Source organism: Emticicia sp. C21 (genome assembly GCF_003418935.1).
Taxonomy (GTDB): domain Bacteria; phylum Bacteroidota; class Bacteroidia; order Cytophagales; family Spirosomataceae; genus Emticicia.
Map to the genome: position 1 here is coordinate 68983 of NZ_QVMT01000003.1, position 15650 is coordinate 84632.

Annotated in this window: 12 protein-coding genes; 3 read left to right on the forward strand and 9 right to left on the reverse strand. The window is 39.6% G+C overall.

Annotated features, from left to right (window positions below; translation table 11 throughout):
• Positions 1-21 precede the first annotated feature (21 nt).
• A complete protein-coding gene (locus D0T08_RS07990; RefSeq protein ID WP_116982098.1) occupies positions 22-543 on the forward strand; it encodes an acyl-CoA thioesterase in 522 nt (173 codons plus the stop codon).
• Between the two features lie 8 nt (positions 544-551).
• Here D0T08_RS07990 and D0T08_RS07995 read toward each other — a convergent pair whose 3' ends face one another.
• The 4 genes from D0T08_RS07995 to D0T08_RS08010 all read right to left on the reverse strand — a co-directional run bounded on the left by D0T08_RS07995 (position 552) and on the right by D0T08_RS08010 (position 4035).
• Positions 552-1364 (reverse strand): polysaccharide deacetylase family protein, encoded by an 813-nt coding sequence (locus D0T08_RS07995; protein ID WP_116982099.1) that lies wholly within the window; start codon positions 1362-1364, stop codon positions 552-554.
• Entirely contained in the window at positions 1339-2298 is a 960-nt protein-coding gene (locus D0T08_RS08000; RefSeq protein ID WP_116982100.1) for a glycosyltransferase family 2 protein, read from the reverse strand. Before D0T08_RS08000 ends, D0T08_RS07995 begins: the two co-directional genes overlap by 26 nt.
• Complete coding sequence (locus D0T08_RS08005; RefSeq protein ID WP_116982101.1) at positions 2280-3440, reverse strand: glycosyltransferase family 87 protein; 1161 nt, start codon at positions 3438-3440, stop codon at positions 2280-2282. Before D0T08_RS08005 ends, D0T08_RS08000 begins: the two co-directional genes overlap by 19 nt.
• A 232-nt stretch (positions 3441-3672) precedes the next feature.
• Positions 3673-4035: an HPF/RaiA family ribosome-associated protein gene (locus tag D0T08_RS08010; RefSeq protein WP_116982102.1), complete on the reverse strand. Its 363-nt coding sequence runs from the start codon at positions 4033-4035 to the stop codon at positions 3673-3675.
• 633 nt (positions 4036-4668) lie between these two features.
• Here D0T08_RS08010 and D0T08_RS08015 point away from each other — a divergent pair.
• On the forward strand, positions 4669-7116 hold the full coding sequence (locus D0T08_RS08015) for a TonB-dependent receptor (RefSeq protein WP_116982103.1): 2448 nt from the start codon (positions 4669-4671) through the stop codon (positions 7114-7116).
• 165 nt (positions 7117-7281) lie between these two features.
• On the forward strand, positions 7282-7725 hold the full coding sequence (locus tag D0T08_RS08020) for an Rrf2 family transcriptional regulator (RefSeq protein ID WP_116982104.1): 444 nt from the start codon (positions 7282-7284) through the stop codon (positions 7723-7725).
• A 232-nt stretch (positions 7726-7957) separates the two neighbouring features.
• Here the strand turns inward: D0T08_RS08020 and D0T08_RS08025 are convergent, their stop codons facing one another.
• The 5 genes from D0T08_RS08025 to D0T08_RS08045 form a co-directional block, all read right to left on the reverse strand.
• Complete coding sequence (locus D0T08_RS08025) at positions 7958-8863, reverse strand: M23 family metallopeptidase (protein ID WP_116982105.1); 906 nt, start codon at positions 8861-8863, stop codon at positions 7958-7960.
• 292 nt (positions 8864-9155) lie between these two features.
• The gene (locus D0T08_RS08030; protein WP_116982106.1) at positions 9156-12266 is read right to left on the reverse strand and encodes an efflux RND transporter permease subunit; all 3111 of its coding nucleotides are present in this window, start codon (positions 12264-12266) and stop codon (positions 9156-9158) included.
• 109 nt (positions 12267-12375) lie between these two features.
• Complete coding sequence (locus tag D0T08_RS08035) at positions 12376-13479, reverse strand: efflux RND transporter periplasmic adaptor subunit (RefSeq protein WP_116982107.1); 1104 nt, start codon at positions 13477-13479, stop codon at positions 12376-12378.
• Positions 13480-13501: 22 nt separating this feature from the next.
• Positions 13502-14794, reverse strand: a complete 1293-nt coding sequence (locus D0T08_RS08040; RefSeq protein WP_116982108.1) for a TolC family protein — start codon at positions 14792-14794, stop codon at positions 13502-13504.
• Between the two features lie 226 nt (positions 14795-15020).
• The gene (locus D0T08_RS08045) at positions 15021-15374 is read right to left on the reverse strand and encodes a hypothetical protein (protein WP_116982109.1); all 354 of its coding nucleotides are present in this window, start codon (positions 15372-15374) and stop codon (positions 15021-15023) included.
• Positions 15375-15650: the final 276 nt, after the last annotated feature.

Below are 15650 nucleotides of genomic sequence, written 5' to 3' on the forward strand. Positions count from 1 at the left end.
ACCATATAAGAATACATTTTTATGCAAAAAGCCAGAAAAGCACAGGAATCGCTTACAGTAATGACAGAAATGGTTTTCCCGAATGATACCAATACCCTGGGTAATCTGATGGGTGGAAACCTGATGAGATTGTTAGATATAGCAGGCGCTATCGCTGCTCAGAAACACTGTAATCGCATTGTTGTGACCGCATCGGTTGATAATGTTTCATTTAAAGAAGCTATTCCATTAGGATCAGTAATTACTTTACAGGCCAAAGTAACCAGAGCATTCAATTCATCCCTCGAAGTAGGAATTGATGTGTGGGCAGAGAATATTCCGGCAGGAACAAAAATCTACACCAACAAAGCCTTTATGACTTTCGTAGCCGTTGACCAGGTAGGCAGGCCAATTGAAGTACCACCTGTTGAACCCGAAACTGCCGAAGAAAAAGAATTATACGCCGGAGCACTCCGCCGCCGTCAGTTAAGATTAGTACTGGCAGGCAGAATGAAGCCCGAAGAGGCCAAAGAGTTGAAAGAGATTTTTAAAATAGACGCATAGGCATTAGCCTATGCGTTTTTTAATGTCCGTTCAGGAAATAAATATGGTTGCTCAATTAACCACGAAGTAGTTCTGAATGTAAAACCCTCACGCTGTAAAAAAGCCATCAACTGGTTGAACCTTTCCCGCATTCTTTTCCCATTATTTCTATGTAAATAAAAAGGATACTTTGCCCCATTAAGCAAATTGATATAGTCTGTAAATTCCCATGGATGGAAATATAGATGCAGGTAACCATCGGCCTCGGCTACTTTTTTGCATAAGTAGAAAAAATACGAGAGTGGATAATTATGAAAAGCTATCCAGAATAAGGGCAAGCGCCATTTTGGAGATACTGATGCCGGCACATGAATCAGGTCATTTTGTTGGAAGACCGTTCTCGGTATATGCCGATAATCGTATCTGCCTGGCAGGTAAGTTGGGTTATAAGAAGCATTGTAGGCATAGCCTGCTGCCAGCAAATCGGCATCTGATACAGGCGCCATGCGCGGCATCCGGAAACCCTTCACTTCTTTTTGCGTAATATTTTCTAAAACCTGCTTAGAAGCCAGTAAATCTTCGGTTTTGTGGCTCGAATGATAATAATTGTGCGAAGCAATTTCGTGTCTTCGGCTCAAATCCTTGATACTTTCTGACTGCGCCTTTGCATATACCCCTGTACAATAAAAAGTAGCTGTTGCTTCGTAGTTATCTAAAATGGTTGTTAAACTCTTCAAGCCAGTGCCTGAGGTATCAATTTGTTCCTCCATCGATGGCTTGCCGCCATATTCAAAAGGCATATCAAATTCTTCTACATCAAAACTGAGAATAGCTGTTTTCATAAATATTGTGTTCCTGAACGATGTATAGTGGGCGCTCCTTATTCTGAATAAGTATTTTGCCTATATACAAACCTATGATTCCTAAAATAAATAAGTTTAATCCACCAAAAAAGGCAATGGTAATGATTACCGAACTCCAGCCGTCAACTGCTTCACCACTAAAGAAACTGTAAAGCACATAAGGCAAATACAAAAATGAAGCAAGAGCAATCAAAAGACCCACATAAATAGCGCCATGAAGCGGTTTCACACTAAAAGACGTAATACCTGCCATAGCCAGCTTAATCATTTTCTTCAGGGTATATTTACTTTCACCCGAAAAACGCTTATGCGGCTGATAAGGGATATTGATTTGCTTAAATCCAATCCACTGAATCATACCGCGCAGAAAAACGTCTTGTTCTTTTGAGTTTTTCAGGGTTTGCGCCACCTGTCTGTCTATCAGACGAAAATCTGCCTGTCCTGGTTCCAGAGAAAGGTTACTCAAATTGTTGATTACCTTATAAAACCACTGGCTTGATTGCTTCTTGAACCATGACAAATCACGGTCTTCTTCTCTCAATGTATTTACAATGTTTACCCGTTTCTGTAGCCATGTCTCAATCAGGGCTGGTATCATAGCAGGCGGATGCTGCAAGTCGCTGTCCATCATAATAATCGCATCGGCATCGATCGAATCAATGCCTGCTTTTAAGGCAATCTGCTGCCCGAAATTTCTTGAAAAAGAGAGATATTTTACCGAACTATCTTCTCGTGCGAGATTTCTGATAATCCGAAGTGTCCCATCAGTACTGCCATCGTTTACAAAGCAGAACTCGAAAGAATAAGGTAGCCCATCAATGACATTCTTAACAGCATTGTAGAAAACGAGTACGTTTTCGTTTTCGTTGTAAGCAGCTGACAGAATACAGATTTTTAGTCTTGAAATATCCATTTTTTGTCGGTTAGGGAGTGTTTGTCGGTTAGTAATTGGTAAATGCACGCAAACCATAAAACACAACAAGGGAAAGCCTTGAGTGAGTAGATGATGAAAAGGTGCCGTATATGGGAAGGAAAAACGTCAAATGCTGTGAGCGAGGTAAAGACAAGCACTGTACCAAATAAGACCCATACCCAAGGCTTAATAGGGTACTCTTGTGTAATAAACCAAATAGCTATCCCCGAAACCGCTATGATATAAGTAGAGGATTCGGAAGAAGAAGAAAAGATAACTACGAATATCAGGATAGTGGCCAGGTATCGCAGTTGGAAAATGATATTGTTATAATAATTAATACGCAACAAAGGAGCCAGTTGTAAAAGCAAACCCGGAACGATGAAGATCAGATTAGAAAGGTTTAGTCCGCCCACACGTCTGAAAAGGCCCATCAGCGATACATCCTGATAGCTGCCTATGCCCTGGCTTCCGGTCTGATTGGAAAGGTTTTTCTCAACCAGACTATGATACCAATCTACATATGATTGTGTGACAAACGCCGGAGAACTGATAATCATAGGCAATACAAAAAGTACTCCTGCCCAGAATACCGACGAGTAAATATATTTAAATTTATGTTTCGAAAATAGCCAGAAAACCAATCCTACAATCCCGTAAAGTTTTACAAAAGCACCAATCATGACAAACAAAGGTGCCCAGAAATCTTTCTCTTCTTTCACAAAATACCATGAAAGAATTATTAATGCGCCAATGCTCGGATTGACCTGTGTATTGTGTGAAGAGGTATTCAGATCAACAATACATATCATCAATACTATCCAGAGATTGACGTCTTTGAGAGGGAGGGTTTTAAATGCTTTATAAAGTACAAAAGCGTGAAAGGTTGTCCAGAGAACTAAGCCGATGTAGTCAGGGAAGACAGTAAAAGGCATTATAATCAGACCAAAAAATGGGCCGTAGTGATTGGTATCGAAATATTCGTTTGGGTAAAGACTATAAAGATTAGTTTGGGCAATGAGGTGATGGAAAACACCTTTGTAAATGGCGTAGTTATTCGAAGGACGGAAATAATGTATTAAACCTACAACAGCAGGCAAGATGAACCACGCAAGACGTGGCATCTCTTTTCTTATTCTCATAAATAATAGTAGTATGACCGAAATCTTATGCAAGATAATGAATAGATTCTGAACTACTGATATTGGTTGGAATAAATTGTATGGATTTAATTTTTAATTAATTGGCCTTATGAAATATTAATGTTTTTGCAACTATGAATATCATAGCAGATATTTTGATTTTGTCATGTTTGCACACAAAAAAAGCGGCAGCCTCTCTCGAAACTGCCGCTTTGCTTATATAGAAACCTGATTAATATTCATCTTCAACCAATTCTTCTGCTCCTATTTCTATTTCAGGTTTTTTATGCTCCACTATATTTTTCTTATCTTTAAATTTCTTAATCTGTGATTTTAGTATTTCAATTAATAAATCTGTAGCTTCTTCAAATGTATCTCCTTTTTGTTCTACAAAGATTGTCTGGCCTGGAACAATTAATTTAACTTCAACGAGTTTCTTTTGAACTTTACTTTTTTCACCTTTACCTAATTTCAAAAATACCTCAGCGCTTGTTACACGGTCGTAAAAGGTTTCTATTTTATTTAACTTGGTTTGAATGAAACCGACCAATCTTGGGTCAGCATCAAAATGTACTGCATGCACATGAATCTTCATAACTCACTAATTTAAAGTTAAAAAATATATTAACTGTTCAGATTCATAAATCAAATATTTAGTTGTGTTGTTGTTACTGCTAAATTTATGAATCTGGGGTTTCAAAGAACTATCTTAGAACTAACCTATGAAAAAAAATAATACCAGTCAAGAAGAATTTAAAGAAATTTATCTGCCGGATACCTAAATGATTGAATCTCAAAGCATTGCCGTCTATATACGAAAATCAGACTTTTAAAAAAGCATAAAAGCTAAAAATTATTAACTATTTAATAGCGGAATTAATAATTTTTTATGCTTGATAACTTGCTTATTTTCAGTGGTTTACAGGTTAAATATTGAGCAGGTCTATTAGTAAGCTAAACAGAGAAATCATCATAAATTTTTATGAATAGATTTTAGTGGTTTCTAAGCAAATTCTAATCCAATTTTATATTTTTGTTTGAGAAACAGGTAGGAACACCTACTATTACAGTACTGATGGCAAATCATGACAACAATCAACACATTGGGCATGAAAATACCCGTCTTCAGAATGCCTGGGATAGTATTTAACCCATATTGCACTGTTGAAAATGTAATAATTTGCCGACTAAAAAAGTTTATAATATACACACATTCAACTCTTTGATTATGAAAAAATTAGCGTCAATATTTGCTGTTGCTGCTATGCTGTTCGCCTTCACCTTCCCTGAGGGGCTGGCTGATAGCATTGTGAATCAATTCAATAAATATGCAGGTACTTACCCACAGGAAAAAGCTTATCTGCATCTGGATAAACCCTACTATACAGCCGGAGAAACCATCTGGCTGAAAGCTTACCTTATAGAAGCAGCAACAAACTTACCCGATACTGCAAGCATTCCGCTGAATGTCGAATTGATAGATAACCAATTGGGCAGAGTAGTTACCAAGAAAATATTCAAATTAGAAGGGGGCATGGCTGCGGGTGATTTTGCATTATCTGATAGCCTGCGTTCTGGTTACTATCGACTGCGGGCCTATACTAACTGGATGCGGAATTTTGATGAAAGCCTTATGTTCAGCAAGGAGTTTAAAGTATACAAAATTGGTGAGGAGATAGCGCCGACTAAATTCAGCGTACAGGAAATCGACTTTCAGTTTTTTCCTGAAGGAGGTCAGATTGTAGAAGGCATGGACAATAAAATAGCTTTTAAAGCTACTGATATAGTAGGCAATGGGATTGATGTAAACGGCGCGATTGTGTCTGACAAGGGAGATACAGTTATGATATTCGGGAGTGAGCATCTGGGAATGGGTGTGTTCAATTTCAAGGCTGTGCCTGGAGAAACTTATACGGCAAAAATCAAATACCGCAACATTTTTGAAAAAGAGGTGCCATTCCCCAATATAGAAAAGGAAGGATTTATTATGGGGGCAGAAGGGGTAGTTGATAAAAACCTGATACGCTTGTATGTGGGACATAATTACAACAAACCCAAAGGTAGTGGTGATATTGTAATAGTGGGGCAGTCGCAGGGAAGAATCTGCTATGTAGCCCGAACTCCGGCACATAATAAGGCCATGTCTGTAAAGATTCCTAAAGACAAATTCCCTGAGGGTGTGGCGCAATTTACTGCTTTTGATGAAACGGGTCGTCCCCGCTGTGAGCGACTGGTTTATATCTATAAAGAAGATTATGTCAATGTGAGTATCACACCCAACAAGCGGAGCTACCTGCCTAAGGAAGAAGTAAAATTGGAAATTGAAGCGAAAGATATGGACGGGCAACCGGTTGAGGGTAATTTCTCGGTGGTAGTATCTGATGGCAAGCAGGTATTAATGCCACCGCACGAAGAAAATATCCTGACTTATTTGCTCTTGAGTTCAGATGTAAAAGGTAAGATTGAGCAACCTGATTATTATTTCTCCCAAACTAAACCGGAAGTGCGCAGGCACATGGATATTCTGATGCTGACACAAGGTTGGAGACGTTTTAAGTGGGAAGATATTCTGAAACCGACATTGCCGGAACCTCTTTTCGCATTAGAACAAGGAATAGGTATCACAGGAGAAATTACAAGACCGAACGGGAAATTATTTGAAAAGCCCGTGAATATTACTTTTATGCTGTGGTTAGGCGAAGATGATCGCCGCTTTGGAACTGGTCAGGCAGACGTGGAGGGTAGATTCTCTTTACAAAACCTTGATTTTAATGGCACAGGTAAAATTCTGGTTCAGGCAGTAGTAGGTAAGTTGAACCGTAATACCAAGATTTTTGTCAACAGACCGTTACCACCTAGATTGCAGAGAAATCTTTTCCCTTTTAATCCGATAACTTTTGATGAAAACGATTTAGCCGATTATCTGAAAAGAACCGGAGATGATCTGGCCATAGAAAAATTGTTGAGAGAAAGAAGAGAGCGGATGCTTGAAGAAGTAACCATCAAAGCAAAAAGAGAAAAAGAGAAAGAGAGCAGGGTATTATACACGCATGCTTCTAACTCTTTGAAAATAACTCCTGATATGCAGGTGTCAGGCAATGTGATAGATTTGCTGAGAGGAAGAGTACCGGGGGTACAGGTATTAGGTAGTGCAAGTGACCCTACCGTAATTATCAGAGGTATCAGCTCCATTATGGGATCAACTGAACCTACCTTTTTGTTAGATGGTATGATGGTAGATAAAATGACTTTATTAAGTATTCCGGTTTTTGATGTAGACAAAATTGATGTATTGAAAGGAGCCGATGCTGCTATTTATGGGTCAAGAGGAGGAAATGGGGTAATATCGGTACTCACCAAAAGAGGAAGCTCTGGCAATGACGGCGGACCACCTCAAGGAATTGATGTAAGTGATATATTTGGTTATGCAGTACCGAAGGAATTTTACTCGCCGAATTATAACGAACCCCGTACAGAAGATTTTACAGCCAATGCCAGACCTGATTACCGATCAACTATTTATTGGGCACCTACTGTAAAAACCAATGCTAATGGCAAGGCAACCATTTCTTTTTTTAATACCAATGCCGAAACAAATGTCGATGTCAGGTTGGAGGGAATGGCTTTGATAGGAATGCCTGTGCGGGCAAAAAGTAGCTATTTAGTAAAAAAATAGCTATATTAGCTATAAATACGAGTCTCTGATGATTTTAATGCGATTGAAATAAGGGATTTATTGCAAAACCAAGAAAAAATTTTACTTTTGTTTGATTCATCCGGGAATATAGCTAATTATGCTCCGAGAATGAACCAAATAAAAATCACGTCAGCATACTAATAAATGATTTCTAAAAAAGCAAAATATGCACTAAAAGCTTTGAAGCTCCTTTCGGAAAGGTTTGACTCAAAGCAACCTGTTCTTATTGCTGAAATAGCCGAAAAAGAGAATATTCCGAAGAAATTTTTGGAAGCCATATTGCTCGAATTGCGTAATAATGGGATATTACATAGCCAGAAAGGCAAAGGAGGGGGGTATCAGTTAAGGCTGCCACCCGAGCAGGTAACTATCGCAAAAATTGTACGGATTGTTGATGGGCCTATTGCCCCTATGTTGTGTGTGTCGCTACACTTTTATGGTAAATGTGATGATTGTGATAATGAAGTAACCTGCCGTATCAGACCAATTATGGAAAAAGTAAGAGATGCGAACCTGGCAGTTTATGAACATACCACATTAAAAGACCTGTTAGAAGAAACGCCACTACTCATGGAGCATAATAATTAAAGTATTAATACAGAACAGTTATAATAGCCCTCAGAAAGAGGGCTATTTTTGTATACGAGGTATTGGTGTATTAAATATCTTCCCGAGATTTAGGAACAAATAATGCAGAAGAGAAAAAAGAGAGGGATTACCTCTCTAGGCGAGCCCCTCTCTTTCTGATAGTTTGTTCATTATGCGATTTGATCATCACACGTATATTTAAGACGTTAATTTTTTGATTGGTCACATATTCTCATGCCCTCGAACGTCTTCTCTTCTTTTTATCCTCTACAGGTAATACCTCATTTTTTACAATCTGTGCTTTAAATGCCAGCGTTGGCAAAACCTTAGCCTTTACCTTCATTGGCCTGATATTCCAATGATAAGCCAATGGTTTTAAATCGGCAGCAATGCGAGGGTCAAGCAGTGTAGCAGCATTTTTTAACCAGCCATAGGTATTAATAGGAGTCGGATTGCCCTCTTCATCTATTCTTAAATAAGTCAAATGCAAATGTGTATCCGAACGCTTCATGGCGGCATTATAGCCTGTGCGACCGATAATCGATATTTTTTGTCCGGCTTTTACTATATCACCTGTTTTTACATAGATTTCTTTCTGGTGGGCGTAGTACCAGAGTCCACCTGTAGAAGTATCATAAACCCAGATATAATTGCCTCCTCTATACTCACTGCCCGGTTGCCAGTCGTTTTCTGTGCCTATTACTACTCCATCACTTACTGCCAGAATACTTACATAATCTCCGGTTCTATCGTCTTTACAATCCTGATTTTTGTCTTTAATAAAAATATCATGTGCCGGGTGACTGCCTTTTGCATTCTGGTCGAATAAATCATAGCCAGCCGCGTGAAAACCACTACCGTTTTTGCCACCAACTGCTCTATAATCAAAACCCATTAGCGGGAAGAAGATATTTACCTGCGAAGAATCATATGATACTGTTGGGTTTGCCTCCTTCATGATATGCATAATCTGCTGAAAACGATTGCGGGCTTCTTCGGGCGTAGCTCTGTATTCGCGTATATCAACTAATAAAGGTTTATACCCATTAATGGCACTCTGGTAGTTATCATAGGTAATGGCTGAAGTATCCTTCTGATAAATCAGAAGGTTCAGGCAGAAAGCAAGAACGTTAATCATACTTTTCAATTATTGAATGGCCTATATGTGGAAATTAAACAAATTAATCAATTAAGCCTACAAATTACGCCTTTTTTGCCCAAATTATTGTATGGAATTTATCAAACGGCTTGATTTATGTTTGAGATGGGATTTATGATGTATCAATTGTGAAAGAACATTAAGTGGTGATTTGAATCTTAACCACGGAGGCTCACGGAGTTGAAAAACACGGAGTATCACAGAGTTTTTAAAATTCACTCTGTGATACTCCGTGCAAAACTCCGAGTCACTCCGTGGTTAAAAAACAAGATTACTCCAAATCCCGTAAAGTATGCACATGATGGCGATAGAAGAAGCGATAAATAATCGGGAAAATCAACAAAGTCAAAATCGTTGCTGAAATCAACCCACCAATTACCACAATCGCCAATGGTTTTTGTGTCTCCGAGCCGATACCAGTGGATATAGCCGCAGGCAATAGCCCAATGGCTGCCATCAGTGCTGTCATTACCACCGGACGAATTCTGGATTTAACACCCTCTTTAATAGCATCATCCAACGACATCCGGGAGGCAAGATTCTTGTTAAAGACCGAAATCAGAATAACCCCATTCTGGACGCATATCCCAAACAAAGCAATAAATCCAACCCCGGCCGAAATACCAAAGATAGTACCCGTAGTGTGCAAAGCCAGAATTCCCCCAATCAAAGCAAAGGGTACATTAACTAATACCAGACCTGCATCTTTAGCATTACCGAACATGATAAACAGAATGACGAAGATAGCAGCCAGACATAAGGGAACTACCTGACCCAAACGCTCACTGGCACGTACCTGATTCTCAAACTCGCCGGTCCATTCAATGCTGGCATCTCTATCCAGTTTCACTTTTTGTGCCACCTTTGCCTGTGCCTCGGCAATGGTACTACCCAAATCACGTTCACGAACTGAGAATTTCACCCCGATGAAACGTTTGTTTTTATCACGATAGACAAAGGCCGGACCTGTTACGGTTTCAATGGTAGCTATCTCTTTCAAAGGTACTTTGGTGCCTCTGGTGGTAGGAACTAACAGACTGCTCAAATCATCTTCATCTTTACGATATTCTTGCAAATAACGTATTCTGATATCAAACTTTCTTTCGCCCTCATACATGATGGAAGCAGTTTTACCACCAATCGCCATTTCAATTACCGCCTGCGCATCACTGGTTTGTACCCCATAAAAAGCCATGCGTCGCAGATTGAGATTTACACGCATTTCCGGCTGACCCACATTTCTTAAGATACCGATGTCTTTAATACCCGGCACATCTTTAATGGCTTCCAATACCTCATCTGCATACTTGTTCAGATCATCCAGATTATTCCCAAAAATCTTTACGGCATTAGAAGCATTCATCCCTGCCACTGCTTCTGCCACGTTGTCGATGATAGGTTGTGAATAGTTATAGTTCACCCCTTGAAACTGCTTCAATTCCTTATCCATTTCCTCAATCAGCCCATCAGTTGTGATTTTCCTTGTCCACTCTTTCTTAGGTTTCAGATTTACCTGCATCTGCACGTAATAAAATCCTGACGGGTCAGTACCATCATTGGAGCGACCTGTTTGTGATAGCACCCCATTTACTTCAGGATATTTCTGTAGTTTATCCCGCAGGGTATGCACCATTTTAACAGTTTCATTCAGCGACATACTCATCGGCATTTTGGCTTCTACCCATAGCGCACCTTCGTTCAATTGAGGCAAAAACTCAGTGCCTAATAAGACTGTTGAGGCAAATGTAACACCCATAAAAACAAAAGACATCAATACACTTAGGCGCTTGTTTCTATAAGTCCAGCCAAACCATGCCGTAATACCTTTATCGAAGAACCGAACAATCGGGTTGTTTTTCTCTTTTACGTTTTTCTTCAATAAAATTGAACACAAGACGGGTACGAGCGTCAACGTAAATATCAAAGCTCCTAATAAGGCAAAACCTAATGTCCATGCCAATGGGCTGAACATCTTGCCCTCTACCTTCTGAAAGCTGAAAATAGGCATCAGGGCAGTAATGATAATCAGCTTGGAGAAGAAAACGGCTTTACCCATTTCGGCTCCTGTCTTCTTAATCAAACCTAATTTGGAAAGCTTATTAAACTTTTCCATGCCCACTTTATGGGAGAGACGGTCAAGTGCCACAAATATTCCCTCAATCATCACCACCGCCCCATCGATGATAATCCCGAAATCGACAGCTCCCATTGAAAGAAGGTTGGCTGACATGCCTTTGAGCCGCAGACAGAAGAAAGCAAAGAGCAAGGCTAAAGGAATGATAATTGATACAATCACTGTCGTTCGCCAGTCAGCCATGAATAAGAGTACGATAACCGTTACCAGAACAATGCCTTCGGCCAGATTATGTAAAACGGTTTCGGTACAGAATTTCATCAGATTATCACGGTCGTAGAAAGTAACCATTTTTACGTCTGATGGCAGAATCTTGTTATTCAGTTCATCAATTTTGGCTTTTACACGTTCCAACACCTCACTCGGGTTTTCGCCTTTACGCATGACTACGATGCCCTCCACTACGTCGTCATCATCATCCAGACCTACCTGTCCTACACGTGGGAAATTTGATTCAGTTATCTGTGCTACGTTTTTCACATAAATAGGCGTACCATTGATATTTTCGATGATGATATTTTCAATATCCTCCTCTTTGGTCAATAAGCCCAGGCCTCTTACTACATAAGCTTGTCCGTTCTTTTCTATCACATCGCCACCTACGTTTACATTGCTTTTGCTAACAGCATTGTAAACCTCTAAAGGCGTAATATCATATTTATGCAAAAGCAATGGATTAACCATGATTTCGTAAATCTTCTCACGCCCACCAAAAGCCACCAAGTCAGCTACACCTGGAACGGCTCTTAACTGACGGTCAATTACCCAGTTCTGAATCGTCAACAAGTCTTTGGAATCGCGGTTCTTGCTTTTTAGCGTATAGCGGAAAATCTCACCAGTTGGACCATAAGGAGGCTGAACATCAGGCTCAACTCCCTCTGGCAGGCTAACTGTTCTTAACTGATTATTCACCTGCTGACGGGCAAAGAAGTCGTCTACATCGTCTTCAAAGATGATTTTCATTACCGATAGCCCAAACATCGTGATACTCCGCACATTGGTTTTCTTCTGCACAGAGTTCATAGCTACCTCAACCGGAATCGTAACAAAACGTTCAATTTCTTCGGCACTACGGCCGTTCCATTCGGTTACGATAATTATTTGTGTGTTAGTTACGTCGGGAAAAGCTTCAATAGGGGTATTCAGGTAACTGATAAATCCGGCAATGGATAGCACCCCTACAAAAAAGAAAGTGAAAAAGCGGTTCTTTAAAGAAAACGCTATGATATTTTTAATGAATTTATTCATGAGAAATTTGCTTTAGGAGCTAACTCAATGTGTATGATTGGCCATAGTATTCTTGCAGGATATACCATGTATACCCTTTTACGTTAGCGACAACGATTAATGGCTGGTCTTAGTCGTTCAGGGCATCATATACCAGCAATTGCTGGCTGGAAATGATTTTCTCGCCTGCATTCAGACCTGACTCTATATAAGCATTGTCTCCTACAGTTTTGAAAATCTTTACCTGACGGGTTTCTATATGCTGTCGGTCTTTGAAAACCATTACCCACTGTTTGCTCTTATCAAAAATGACAGCTTTAGCAGGAATCGCAAGCATTGATTGCGGTTCTTCATGGTATACTCTCACAATAGCAAACATTTGTGGTTTAAGCGTATAGCCCGGATTTGGCAGGCGGATACGCACTTTCATTACCCGACTTTCAGGGTCTAGTACATTGAAGATTTTATCAATTTTCCCTTTAATCTTTTTATCAGGGTCGGCCAATGTTGTAATATCGCAGGTATAACCTACTTTCACTTTATTAATGTCGGTTTCGTACACATCGGCCAGAATCCATATATCGCTCAAATCTGAGATAGTGAAGAAATTATCAATGTTTTCGATATTGAAATCCATGCCCTCTACTGCATTTTTCTCAATCAAAAAGCCCGAGATAGGTGATTTTATCTGATAAGTCGCCTCTTTGCCTATATCATAAATCTTCATGGTTTCGTTTACGCGTTTCAATTCAGATTCGGCTTTTTGCACTTCCTGACGGGCATTCACCACATTTTTTTCAGGTTCAAGCCCCGATTTGAATAGTTCTTCTTCTACACCCAGATTTTTTCTGGCGATTTGCAGGTTCGACATTGCCATGCTCAACTGATTGTCCATTTCAGCTACCTGACGGCTTCTGATAATGGCCAATACCTGCCCTTTTTGTACATAGTCACCTAACTGCACATTCAGTTTTTCAATATTGCCATCTACTCGCGGGAATACCTTCGCCACTTTGTCTTCGTTGGCAGTTACTTTTCCGCTTAGTTTTACTTCTGATAGTAGTACTTTCGTAGCCACTTCATCGAAGCCTAACTTCGACATCATGGTATCGGTCAGAACGAAGTTTCCTTTCGCGGGTTCTTCTTGCTTTTTCTCACTTTGGCAGCTCTGGAAAAGCAACGATGCCATGAGTAAAAAGCTGAATAAATAAAAAATCGGTTTTATATTTTTCATTGTCTTAAAATTTGTCTGATTATTATGGCAAGCTGATAACTTCTTTGCCTGCCATGAAATTGATTTCTTCTATGGCATTGATACGGTCGTTCTGCAGGCGATTCATCTGCACAGCGCTGCTTTTATAAGATTCATAAAAGTCGATAAATTCGAGCATGGATATAATCTGCTTCTCGAAACTGGCCTTTACATTATCAAAAAGCTTGTCGAAGTCAATCATAAAGGCTTTGTCGTAGCCTTTGTAAAGTTGGTCAGCTTCCACTGCCTTTCTGTAAGCCAGTTGTATATCACCAATCACTCTGTCTTCCTGACTTACAAGCTGCTTCTGTGCCGACTGAATACGGTATTCAGCTGCTTTGATATTCCCCTGATTTTTATTGAAAATGGGTAAACCTATCTGAAACGTAGCCGCAAAATAATTGGGTACACTACTACCTGCCCGGTCGTAGCTAAGACCAGCCTGCAAATCAGGCACTTTAAGAGCCTTCTGATACACGAGATTTTGTTGTTCGTATTTCAGTGAAGATTGTTGGAGTCTTAAATCAGGACGATTTTCGAGTGCTGTAGTAATCAGATTATCAATTGTAAGCGTCTGAATGTTCAGGGCATCAATCACGTTCTTATCTACCTGCGGAATAAAAAAGACCTCCTTACGCGTGCCTGTAATGGTGCGCAAAATTACCTGACGTTCCATTATCTGTAATTTCAGATCCTTGCGTTCGGTTTCCAACGAAAACTGTAAGGCTCTTACACGCGTAATATCTTTGATAGGAATAATCCCCTTTTGCAGCAATGTATTCATGCCTGTCAGGGTCTTCGCAAGAGAAGCCAATTCTTCATCATATATTTTTACGATACCTTGTAGAAAGTAGAGGTCGTAAAAATTATTACGCAATTCATATTTTAAGCCTCTTAGTGCATTGTAATAGTTATCTTCTGCTATTTGCGTACTTGTTTCAGCCAAAGCCGTGCGTTTGGTACGTTTTCCTGCCAGATAAAACAACTGTTGCAATTGAACCGCCTGTTGGGTAGTCGGTGAGCCTTTGGCATCGTTTAAACCTAAAACAGGCAATAGGCTTCTGGTGCTGTTATTATAGAGCATCTGCTCGAATGACAGCGTGGGGTTCTCCCATAATCTGGCCTGGATAATTGTGGCACGATTGGCCTCAATATCAAATTTATGCGCCATCAATAAGGCATTTTTCTGTAGGAATATATCTTCCAACTCCCTCAAATTTATCTTCAGAGAGTCTCCGGTAGCAAAAGCCTGCGCACAGAAAAGCCATAGAAAAGCAATTTTTTGTATTCTTTTCACGGTAATGTAATTATTGTAAATACGATTAGAAACGCAGCTTTGAAGGGGCTGTCAAAAGCTTCAACCCCACACCCCAACCCCTCCGCAGCGGCGGCGGCTCCCCATTGTTGGGAAGGGTTAGGACGGTCGCCCGCTGGCGTGGGGTTGTAAAGGCAAAATAATTTCTTACCTCTTTTTTTGAGACAGTTCCATGTTTTTGATTAGAAAAAATAAGCAGAAGAAGGTATCAGATGAGCCAGATGCAATTAAGAAGATAGATACACTGGCTTTTAAAAAAGTTTAAAGTTTTTTGAACAAATACGGCTGATAAAGCATTCTCTTTTAAGAAGAGATAAGCATAGGTGCTTAAATGACCATAGTCACTTTGTTTATCGTTTAGATTATGTATAAAGTAATAATTAGTACGGAAGTCTATCGAAAGGTAGTCGTCAGCATTTCGCGAAGTATTTTTTTCTTTGTTAGCCGTTGTACGTATGCCCTTAGCGGTAGCAAGCGAAAGCGAAGTTACTTTTTGCTCACTGGCAAAGAGTAGCCCACTCAGACTTAAAAACAGTATAAGATATGTTAACCGCTTGAACATTACTTTTTTTATAAAAGGAAGTACTTTTTATAATAACCCGAAAAGGTTTTAACGCCTGAACAAAAAGATTTGATAAAGATTGTTTTAATACCATAATCTATGCAAAACTTTCCAAATACAAAGTTAAGGTATACCGAACACTTAAGCGGACAAATGTTCCTTAAGAATTTATTAAAAGTTGTTTTTCAGTGCAAAAAGTCATTGATATTATCCTATTCATTCGGCATTAACCTTGCTTGCTTTTAAGTTATATACTTGGAAAAGTACAAATATGGG

Excerpts from the sequence above, each read along its gene's own strand:
- D0T08_RS08035 (WP_116982107.1), bottom strand. The coding sequence starts at position 13,479 with ATGAAAAATATAAAACCGATTTTTTATTTATTCAGCTTTTTACTCATG.
- D0T08_RS08030 (WP_116982106.1), bottom strand. The coding sequence starts at position 12,266 with ATGAATAAATTCATTAAAAATATCATAGCGTTTTCTTTAAAGAACCGC.
- D0T08_RS08005 (WP_116982101.1), bottom strand. The coding sequence starts at position 3,440 with ATGAGAATAAGAAAAGAGATGCCACGTCTTGCGTGGTTCATCTTGCCT.
- D0T08_RS07995 (WP_116982099.1), bottom strand. The coding sequence starts at position 1,364 with ATGAAAACAGCTATTCTCAGTTTTGATGTAGAAGAATTTGATATGCCT.
- D0T08_RS08010 (WP_116982102.1), bottom strand. The coding sequence starts at position 4,035 with ATGAAGATTCATGTGCATGCAGTACATTTTGATGCTGACCCAAGATTG.
- D0T08_RS08020 (WP_116982104.1), top strand. The coding sequence starts at position 7,282 with ATGATTTCTAAAAAAGCAAAATATGCACTAAAAGCTTTGAAGCTCCTT.
- D0T08_RS08015 (WP_116982103.1), top strand. The coding sequence starts at position 4,669 with ATGAAAAAATTAGCGTCAATATTTGCTGTTGCTGCTATGCTGTTCGCC.
- D0T08_RS08000 (WP_116982100.1), bottom strand. The coding sequence starts at position 2,298 with ATGGATATTTCAAGACTAAAAATCTGTATTCTGTCAGCTGCTTACAAC.
- D0T08_RS08025 (WP_116982105.1), bottom strand. The coding sequence starts at position 8,863 with ATGATTAACGTTCTTGCTTTCTGCCTGAACCTTCTGATTTATCAGAAG.
- D0T08_RS07990 (WP_116982098.1), top strand. The coding sequence starts at position 22 with ATGCAAAAAGCCAGAAAAGCACAGGAATCGCTTACAGTAATGACAGAA.
- D0T08_RS08045 (WP_116982109.1), bottom strand. The coding sequence starts at position 15,374 with ATGTTCAAGCGGTTAACATATCTTATACTGTTTTTAAGTCTGAGTGGG.